9 protein-coding genes are annotated in these 8,537 nt (G+C 57.2%); 5 read left to right on the top strand and 4 right to left on the bottom strand.

Annotation, left to right across the window (positions count from 1 at the left end):
* Positions 1-491: 491 nt before the first annotated feature.
* A complete protein-coding gene (locus tag ACKTSJ_RS02630; RefSeq protein ID WP_407897109.1) occupies positions 492-1,949 on the bottom strand; it encodes an IS91 family transposase in 1,458 nt (485 codons plus the stop codon).
* Positions 1,950-2,157: 208 nt separating this feature from the next.
* Between ACKTSJ_RS02630 and ACKTSJ_RS02625 the strand changes: the two genes are divergently transcribed.
* The 5 genes from ACKTSJ_RS02625 to ACKTSJ_RS02605 all read left to right on the top strand — a co-directional run bounded on the left by ACKTSJ_RS02625 (position 2,158) and on the right by ACKTSJ_RS02605 (position 5,357).
* A complete protein-coding gene (locus ACKTSJ_RS02625) occupies positions 2,158-2,394 on the top strand; it encodes a DUF6290 family protein (RefSeq protein ID WP_407897107.1) in 237 nt (78 codons plus the stop codon).
* Complete coding sequence (locus tag ACKTSJ_RS02620) at positions 2,387-2,725, top strand: type II toxin-antitoxin system PemK/MazF family toxin (protein ID WP_407897105.1); 339 nt, start codon at positions 2,387-2,389, stop codon at positions 2,723-2,725. Before ACKTSJ_RS02625 ends, ACKTSJ_RS02620 begins: the two co-directional genes overlap by 8 nt.
* Positions 2,726-2,871: 146 nt before the next feature.
* Positions 2,872-4,284, top strand: coding sequence for a tRNA 5-hydroxyuridine modification protein YegQ (yegQ, locus tag ACKTSJ_RS02615; protein ID WP_407897103.1), 1,413 nt, complete (start codon positions 2,872-2,874; stop codon positions 4,282-4,284).
* A 66-nt stretch (positions 4,285-4,350) separates the two neighbouring features.
* Positions 4,351-4,899 carry a cytochrome b gene (locus tag ACKTSJ_RS02610; protein WP_407897101.1) on the top strand — a complete coding sequence of 183 codons (549 nt, stop codon included), beginning with the start codon at positions 4,351-4,353 and terminating at the stop codon, positions 4,897-4,899.
* The gene (locus tag ACKTSJ_RS02605; RefSeq protein WP_407897099.1) at positions 4,896-5,357 is read left to right on the top strand and encodes a YhcH/YjgK/YiaL family protein; all 462 of its coding nucleotides are present in this window, start codon (positions 4,896-4,898) and stop codon (positions 5,355-5,357) included. Before ACKTSJ_RS02610 ends, ACKTSJ_RS02605 begins: the two co-directional genes overlap by 4 nt.
* A 76-nt stretch (positions 5,358-5,433) precedes the next feature.
* Here the strand turns inward: ACKTSJ_RS02605 and ACKTSJ_RS02600 are convergent, their stop codons facing one another.
* The 3 genes from ACKTSJ_RS02600 to ACKTSJ_RS02590 form a co-directional block, all read right to left on the bottom strand.
* Positions 5,434-6,840: a hypothetical protein gene (locus ACKTSJ_RS02600; protein ID WP_407897097.1), complete on the bottom strand. Its 1,407-nt coding sequence runs from the start codon at positions 6,838-6,840 to the stop codon at positions 5,434-5,436.
* Between the two features lie 63 nt (positions 6,841-6,903).
* The gene (gene ttcA, locus ACKTSJ_RS02595) at positions 6,904-7,758 is read right to left on the bottom strand and encodes a tRNA 2-thiocytidine(32) synthetase TtcA (protein ID WP_407897096.1); all 855 of its coding nucleotides are present in this window, start codon (positions 7,756-7,758) and stop codon (positions 6,904-6,906) included.
* Positions 7,759-7,765: 7 nt separating this feature from the next.
* The gene (locus ACKTSJ_RS02590) at positions 7,766-8,506 is read right to left on the bottom strand and encodes a pteridine reductase (RefSeq protein WP_407897094.1); all 741 of its coding nucleotides are present in this window, start codon (positions 8,504-8,506) and stop codon (positions 7,766-7,768) included.
* Positions 8,507-8,537 lie beyond the last annotated feature (31 nt).

Here is an 8,537-nt window from a genome sequence, read left to right as displayed (position 1 = left end):
GCCATTCTGTACGATGATCGCTTTATCCGTTCGATCCAGTAAAATGCATTCCGGCGAACCTGATGTGGGCACGTCTCAACCCGCCTCAAACACAAAAATCCTGACACTCCCGTCGGTCGTCATATATCTCGACACGCATTTCCCCGAAGGCGTTAAGTACAATATTTACTCGCCCCTGAATCGGCACTTCCCCCCAGTACCCTCTGAAGCCAACATATAAACTGCCCCCGGCTGTTGCATCGGCAAGTCCCCTGGGGCTGATCCACGTTGTAATGTTTGCTCCTTTGAAAGTATAGGAAATTCAACCACCCAAATCAAAGCAAATTCGCGCCAAAAACCTCCTCAATCCGATTTTCACCCGATCCACTTCCGAAATTCCTCACTCTCACGACAAAAATTTGCCGCTCCATCCTCCTAAAACCCCCGCAGAACGTTGCGCCTTAGACTCTCGGCTCAACCGCCCCCGAACGGGACACCTTGCGCATCTCGTTTCACCACGCCACCCGCTGATCAAACTCAAACACCGGTTCAGGTTGGGGTCTTGAATCCCACTGGGTATCATTACCCGCCTGCCGATGCGCCGCTTCCATCTCCCACAGCGGCGGCCCGCGTGCAGGGGCAACTTTGGGCGGCAGGGTGGATTCACCCAGATGCTCCAGTATCTTGCGCACTGAACTGCCCTCGGTGATAAAGGCGATGATGCGCATCGGCGACTGACACAGCGTGCATACCAGCGGCAACGTTTCGTAAATGCGCGCCAACAGCATTGCCCATAAATAGTGAGATGCGGCACGGTGGGGCGGTGCATCTGCTACGGTGACCTCCACCACTGGCGGCGCAACCACCGGCAACGGCGCCGTTGCCGTGACAGCAGCACGCAGCGGCGAGTTGGGCGCCAGCACTCCGTAGTAACGATGGCGGTGCGCGCGCGGTGGCGGGATGAGTGCGGCAATCTTGTCGATCAGCTCTAGTGGCGTGAGCACCAGATCACGCGGGCTATCGGTGCGGGGCTTGGGGTTGTGATAAAGCAAATGCTCGGCATCGAGTGTATGCAAATGTTCCAGTGCAAAAGGCGGACGGGCGCAGTAGCGCAGCAACCGTTCCAGCCCTGCCCGGTCTGTGCCACCGATGCACACCGAGGCATCCAGAGAGAAGCCGCCGCCGTGTTCCCAACTCAACATCTCGTCCCGATCACCCTTGCTGATTAAGCCGCGCCGGACGAAGGCACGCAGGATGCGCTGGCGAATTTTGGCTTGTACTTGTGCGATGGCGACGATGTCTAGATGGGTTGCAGCATGAAAGTCCACGCTTGTGATGGGTTCGGTAGTGTCGGCGGTCTCGACAATCTTCGCTACAGCTTGAAACACGCCATCCACGATGCAGCAATGGAAATGAGTGTGTGCATTCAGTGACGAGCCGAACCGGTGGATGAACGCGATTGCGCCGATACGGGCTGTGCTGACACAACCAGGACTATGTTCGCGCAAGCATCTTTCCACCCCGCGCAGAAAGATGCGCAGCACTGCGCCTTGCAGGGCGGTGTCGCGTTGTAGAAAGTAGCGCAGCCGTTTAGGCACGGAGAGCACCCATTGACGCACTGGAAGCCGAGGGAAGACGTGGTCAGTCAGATGCGCGGCAGTCTCCGCCATGCGGCGTGTGTTGCAGGATGGACACACGCCACGCCCTTTGCACGAGAAGGCGATGAGGAAGTCGTGGCCGCATTCGTCGCAATGGGCGCGGGCGAAGCCCTTGGCTAAAATTCCGCAGTCGAGATAGCGGCGGAAGGCTTGCTCGATGTAGGCGGGGGTGGATTCATCCCCCGGCCCATCGGCGAGTGCGAGCCAAGTCTCGAAGTGCGTTTGCACGGTGCGATACCAGAGGGTTTGCTCGGGGCGGCGGCGCTGGTAGCACCGGGCTTGTGTTGCGCTTGGTTTGACTGCGGCATCCATGGAAAACCCCTTTGGGGCTGATTGGATGGGCGCATCATAGAGAACGGACGTTCTGCGATCAATAAGCCTCAAGGACAGACTCTGATTTAATTTTTCTAGGATGCAATCCATTCACCATTCACTTTGGTGCGTAAAACGCCCCCTTGCATACTCTGCAACATGTCGGTAAAGTGCATCACATATAAAACCACATAAACGGGTTACAATAATGACTACAGTTTCGTTGCGTTTATCAGATGATGTTTTGAAAGCGGCTGAGCAATACGCCAAGATTCTGCACTTGCCTCGCGCGGAATATATCCGCCGCGCTATCGTGGCGATGAACGAGGATGTGCTGAAACAGAATCGGCGTGAGCAGTTGATGACAGTCTCCAAGCGCGTCGCTGCCGACAGCATGAGAGTGAATGCCGAATTCGCCGCCATTGAAGATGCGCCCCATGCTTAACGGTGAAGTCTGGCTGGCGAATCTGAATCCAGGCAAGGGGACTGAGCCCAGCAAAATCCGTCCTGTGTTGATCGTGCAGGGGCAGGCTTTGCTGGATGCGCAACATCCTTCCACGCTTGTCGTTCCGCTAACCACGCAGCTCATAGACGATGCCGAACCCTTGCGCATCCGCATCACGGCTCAAGGTCGGCTGACCGCCAATTCCGATTTGCTCCTCGACCAGTTACGCGCCATCGACAACCGCCGTTTACTTGACGGTCCGCTGCTGCGTTGCGATGGCGAAATGATGGTTCGGGTCTATGCGGCAATTCAGGACATCATGGAAACATAAACCAAACGTCCGAAGAAGAGAAAAAGCTGCGCGCAAGCAATTACAACGAGCAAAACAGACGAAGCAAACGACAACAGAAAAAACAACAAGGGAGCGCAAAAAGTGAAGCTGACATCAACGCTTTCCAGATTTAACGCTGATTACCCATGAAAGCCCCCGAACTTTTATTACCCGCCGGCACGCTCGACAAGATGCGCACCGCCTTCGCCTTCGGGGCGGATGCGGTCTACGCCGGACAGCCGCGTTATTCCCTGCGTGCACGCAACAACGAATTTACTTTGGATGGCTTGCAGACCGGCATTCGGGAAGCGCACGCGCTGGGCAAAAAACTGTTCGTCGCCAGCAACCTGATGCCACACAACGCCAAGGTGAAGACCTACATGGCGGACATGGAACCGGTCATTGCGATGCAACCTGATGCGCTCATCATGGCCGATCCCGGCCTGATCGCGATGGTGCGCGAACGCTGGCCGGCGCAGGAGATTCATCTTTCCGTGCAAGCCAACACGGTCAACTACGCCGCGGTGAAGTTCTGGAAGTCGCTCGGCCTGTCGCGCGTCATCCTGTCGCGCGAACTGTCGCTGGACGAGATCGAAGAGATACGCCAGCAATGCCCGGACATCGAACTCGAAGTGTTCATCCACGGCGCGCTGTGCATCGCCTATTCGGGCCGCTGTCTGCTCTCCGGTTACTTCAACCACCGCGACGCCAACCAGGGTACCTGCACCAATTCCTGCCGCTGGGATTACAAGGTGGACAATGCCGCCGAAGACGGCACGGGCCACATCGAAAAGGCTGCGCACCCCCACCTCAACCCTCCCCCGGAGGGAGAGGGGGCGAATGGATCGCTACGCGAGACTTATACAAAGTTGGACTTCGACTTCGACAAAGCATTGAGTGAATCAGCACTGTCCGATTGCGGCGCGCAGCCGCGCCATCCACTGGCAGACCGCGTCTATGTCATCTCGCGCCAGGATCATCCGAACGAGCTGATGCCGGTGCTGGAAGACGAGCACGGCACCTACATCATGAACTCCAAGGATTTGCGCGCCGTCGAGCATGTCGAGCGGCTGGTGAAGATCGGCGTGGATTCGCTAAAAGTTGAGGGCCGCACCAAATCCATCTATTACGTGGCGCGCACCGCGCAGGTGTATCGCCAGGCCATCGACGATGCATTGAAAGGCCGCCCGTTTAATCTGGAACTGCTGGGCGCGCTGGATGCGCTGGCGAACCGCGGCTACACCGATGGTTTCTACGAACGTCACCACACCCACGAACAGCAAAACTATATGCGCGGCCACTCTGAAAGTTTCCGCCAGCAATATGTCGGCGACATCGTGGCCTGTGCGAACGGCGTGGCCGAGATCGACGTGAAAAACAAATTCTCGGTCGGCGACAAGCTGGAAATCATCCACCCCGCAGGCAACTGCATTATCGAGCTGAAAGAGATGAAGAACCTCGAGGGCGAAGCCGTCACTGTCGCACCGGGCAGCGGGCATCGCGTGCAGATACCGTTGCAGGGTGAGCTGGCCAAAGGCATGTTGGCCCGATTTATTTGATCATCTCGAACTTTGTAATCACCCGCTTGTCAAGGCCGGCATCCCTCAACCCTGCGGAGCTCATTGATGAACTGGAAAAACACCCCTGTTCGCTATGGCGCGCTTGCCATCGGTCTCCACTGGCTGATGTTGCTGTTGTTCGTCGGCGTGTACGGCAGCATCGAACTGCGTGAACTGTTCGAGAAAGGCAGCGACCCGCGCGAGATGCTGAAGACCTGGCACTTCATGCTGGGGCTGCTGGTGTTCCTGCTGATCTGGCTGCGCATTGCGGCACGTTTCTCGGGCCCCAACCCCGGCATCAACCCAGAACCTGCAAGAATCCAGATGCTGTCGGCAAAATTATTGCATCTGGCACTCTATGCGTTGATGATCGGCATGCCGCTGCTTGGCTGGTTGCTTCTCAGCGCATCGGGCAAAGTGATACCGTTCTTCGGTCTCGAACTTCCTGCGCTGATCGGCGCGGATAAAGCGCTTGCAAAACAAATCAAGGACGTGCATGAACTGGTCGGCACGGTCGGCTATTACCTGATCGGCCTGCACATCATTGCCGCCGTGTACCATCACCACATCAAGCACGACAACACGCTGCTGCGCATGCTGCCCGGGAAAAAATGATTCTGTCTTCTCTCTCACAGTCCAACCGCTACAGCGCGCTGCACCCGCTGTTCCAGCGCGTATTCGACTACATCCGCAACACCGACCTGTTCGCCCTCGCGCCGGGCCGCTATCCCATCGCCGGCGACGATCTGATCGCCATCGTGGAGCAGGTGCCGGGCAAGTCCAAGGAGATGGCGCGGCTTGAAGCGCACCGAAAATATATCGACATTCAGTTGGTATTGGAAGGTGATGAGCAGATGGGCTGGAAGCCGCTGGCGGATTGCTTGAATCCGGTGAGCGAACACAGTGAGGAGAAGGACATCCGCTTCTTCCACGATGCGCCTGCGTCGTGGGTCGCTGTGCCGCCGGATCATTTCTGCATCTTCTTCCCGGAGGATGCGCATGCGCCGCTGGTGGGCAGCGGCACGATACGCAAGGTGATCTTCAAAATTGCAGTGACCCCGGCGCCCATCTGATTGCAGCATCCGAGCGTGGACGGGTGCGGGTGCAATCGGCCACCGACAGTGCGCCCCGATTGGGGCGTCCAGCCTCTTACCGGCTTTGGGGTTGGGTCGTTGCCGGTTTGACCGCCTTGGGGATTTTTTTCGCTCGGGCGGCACTTTCCAAACGCTTGATTTGGTCTTCCAGCGATTTGATCTGCGCTTCTTTTTCGGCCATGTGTGCGTTCTGTTCTTCCATCTGCCGTGCTTTTATGATCTTCTGCCGATCTTCTTCCGCCTGTTCGGCAATCTCGTGCTGGACGGAATCGTTAAACGCTTTCAGGCACGAATTGAGATCCTGCACCGTTACAGAACAGGCCTCGCTCTCGGCTTGATGTGCGGCTTTGCCGATAGCCCGTTTGATCTCTTCAACCTGCCTGTCCAATGGCTGATCGCGCAAGTCCTTGAGGCCCAAAGCGGCGGCAATGCCCCGCAAGCGATCTTCTTCTTGCAGAACGATCTGCTCCAAAGACAGCGGCCCGGCAGCGGCAGGTTTGGCCTTGATCTGCAAGCCCAGCCGGGTTTGCAGCAAGGCGACTCGATCATTGATTTGTTGCGCATGGTGCGCGGCAAACAAGGCTTTCTCGCTTAAACTTTCGACCAGTTTCTGGTCGTCATGCGCAGCGGCAATCCGGTTTTTCGCATCTTGATAGATTTGTTCCGCCTCGGCGAAAGTCAGCGGGGCTTGCGCCTCTGCATTTTTCTTCCGGGTGTCCGCATTCAGTACCTCACTTTGGCGCAGCGCGCCCTCTTGTATCGACTTAACCACCAGGCCCAGCATCTGTTTGAGTAACGCGTCTTTTTCCTGATCGATGTTTTCCGGATTCTTGCGCTCAACTTTTTCGATCAACGTCGAAAATTTGCCGATTACTTTTTCATAATCTTCGGGAAGAAATTTGGCCGTCTGGTGTTCTTCCATTTTTGCTTTGAGCATCAACTCCTGGGAAAAACGATACTGCACGATGGCCATGATGGCCCGCCCTTTTTCCAGAATGGCGTCTGCCTTGGCCGCATTATTCGCAATCTCTTCTTTGGGCTTGTTCCCCAGTGCGCGCTGGTTTTCGCTCAAAATTTGCGCGGCAGCGCTGAAATGGCCCGGGGCCAGAAATCCCATGTTGGCGTTCCGTGCCTCGTCCACATTCTTTTCCAGCGCGGTCACCACCTCCAGCGCGGCGAGTTCGTTATATTTGTCCAATTGTGCGGGCGAGGCCTGAATCGTGTCGCTCACCGGCAAGGCGCAACTCACCATGAGCAGAGCACCCAATACAACCGCTAGCCGTTTCTTTATCGAACTCATGTTAGCTCCAGAATAAAAGTTACACAGGCACCCGTGATTAAAGCCGCGAAATACCGCTGACTCGATAAGCAAAAGCAACCGGGCGCTTGCTGCATCGTACTCCCGCAACGAAACTTCAGGTGCAATCGTATCGTTACGATCCTCAAGACACCATAAAAACATGCGAATCCAATTGGCAAGCTACACCCCAAACGCCCTCTTCGCTTAATCGTGGAATAGTTTAACTCACCTTTCCCGGTCAAACGCGATATCACCTTCCGTCACCGCATCGCCCAACTCAAGATGCACAAAATCAAACAGACTGGCATCAAGCAGATGCGAAGGCTTGATGTTCTGCATTGCGGTAAAGATGCTCTGCGTGCGCCCCGGATACTGGCGTTCCCAATTGTTAAGCATCTCCTTGATGTTCTGGCGTTGCAGGTTTTCCTGCGAGCCGCACAGATTGCAAGGAATGATGGGGAACGCCATGCCGCGCGCGTAGCGGGCGATGTCCTTTTCGGCGCAATAGGCGAGCGGACGAATGACGATGTGGTCGCCCTTGTCGGTCACCAGCTTGGGCGGCATCGCCTTCAGCTTGCCGCCGAAGAACAGGTTGAGGAACAGCGTCTCCACCATGTCGTCGCGGTGGTGGCCCAGCGCGATCTTGTTCGCGCCCAGCTCGCCCGCCACCCTGTAGATGATGCCGCGCCGCAGACGCGAGCACAGCGAGCAGGTCGTTTTCCCCTCCGGGATTTTCTCCTTGACGATGGAGTAGGTGTCCTGGGTCTCAATGTGAAAATCGACACCGATGCGCTTCAGATAATTCGGCAACACGTCGGCAGGAAAGCCCGGCTGCTTCTGGTCGAGGTTCATCGCCACGATCTTGAAATCGACGGGCGCGCGCTTGCGCAGCGTCAGCAGAATGTCCAACAGTGTGTAGGAATCCTTGCCGCCGGAGAGGCACACCATCACGGTGTCGCCGTCTTCGATCATGTTGAAGTCGCCGATGGCTTTGCCGACCGAACTTTCCAGCTTGCCCTTGAGACGGTTGAAGTTGGTGGAGCGGGATTCGAACTGGATGGTCTGGACGATGTCGTTCATCTGACTCTCAAATATTGATACTGCGCCCACCGTCCACCGCGATGATCTGCCCGGTGATGTAAGGTGCATCGGCGATCAGGAATTGCACGGTTCTGGCGATGTCGTCCGGTTCGCCTTCGCGCTTGAGCAGAGTGTGCGCCACGATCTTGCGCCGCGCCTCCTCGTCGCTCCACGCTTCGCCTTCCGGCCAGATGATGACGCCGGGCGCGACCGCGTTCACCCGCACCTGCGGCGCCAGTTCCTGCGCAAGCCCCCGGGTCAGCGCGGTCAGGCCCGCTTTGGCCACGCTATACAACAGGTGTCCGTGCATCGGACGCTCGGCATGGATATCGACGATATTGACGATGGCGCCGTGCCGACGGCGCAACTCGGCGGCGGCAGCCTGTGCCAGCAACAGCGGGGCCTTCAGGTTGGTGCCGGTCAGGTCGTTCCATTGTGCCGCATTGATCCCCTCCAGGGTGGTGGCATAGAAACTGGAAGCGTTGTTGACCAGCGCATCCAGCCGGCCGCAGAACTGAATCCCTTCCGTCACCATCGCCCTCAATGCATCGGGGTCGAGCAGATCGGCCTGCGCGCAAAACGCGGAATTCTCGCGCAGTCCATTCAACTCGGCACGCAGGGCGAACGCCTCGTAGGCCGAGCTGCGATAATGGATGACGACATTCGCTCCCGCCGCATGCAGGCGACGGCAGATCGCCGCCCCCACACGCTTGGCGCCCCCCGTAACCAATACTGTTTTGCCTTGCATCGTTTTCCCCACTAAACTCGCGCCATTTTCG

This window comes from Ferrigenium sp. UT5 (assembly GCF_045866295.1).
GTDB lineage: Bacteria > Pseudomonadota > Gammaproteobacteria > Burkholderiales > Gallionellaceae > Sideroxyarcus.
The sequence above is the reverse complement of the archived record's forward strand: the minus strand, read 5'-3'. Positions and strand labels throughout refer to the sequence as shown.

Excerpts from the sequence above, each read along its gene's own strand:
- ACKTSJ_RS02605 (WP_407897099.1), top strand. The coding sequence starts at position 4,896 with ATGATTCTGTCTTCTCTCTCACAGTCCAACCGCTACAGCGCGCTGCAC.
- ttcA (WP_407897096.1), bottom strand. The coding sequence starts at position 7,758 with ATGAACGACATCGTCCAGACCATCCAGTTCGAATCCCGCTCCACCAAC.
- ACKTSJ_RS02625 (WP_407897107.1), top strand. The coding sequence starts at position 2,158 with ATGACTACAGTTTCGTTGCGTTTATCAGATGATGTTTTGAAAGCGGCT.
- ACKTSJ_RS02590 (WP_407897094.1), bottom strand. The coding sequence starts at position 8,506 with ATGCAAGGCAAAACAGTATTGGTTACGGGGGGCGCCAAGCGTGTGGGG.
- ACKTSJ_RS02600 (WP_407897097.1), bottom strand. The coding sequence starts at position 6,840 with ATGTTTTTATGGTGTCTTGAGGATCGTAACGATACGATTGCACCTGAA.
- ACKTSJ_RS02620 (WP_407897105.1), top strand. The coding sequence starts at position 2,387 with ATGCTTAACGGTGAAGTCTGGCTGGCGAATCTGAATCCAGGCAAGGGG.
- ACKTSJ_RS02610 (WP_407897101.1), top strand. The coding sequence starts at position 4,351 with ATGAACTGGAAAAACACCCCTGTTCGCTATGGCGCGCTTGCCATCGGT.
- yegQ (WP_407897103.1), top strand. The coding sequence starts at position 2,872 with ATGAAAGCCCCCGAACTTTTATTACCCGCCGGCACGCTCGACAAGATG.
- ACKTSJ_RS02630 (WP_407897109.1), bottom strand. The coding sequence starts at position 1,949 with ATGGATGCCGCAGTCAAACCAAGCGCAACACAAGCCCGGTGCTACCAG.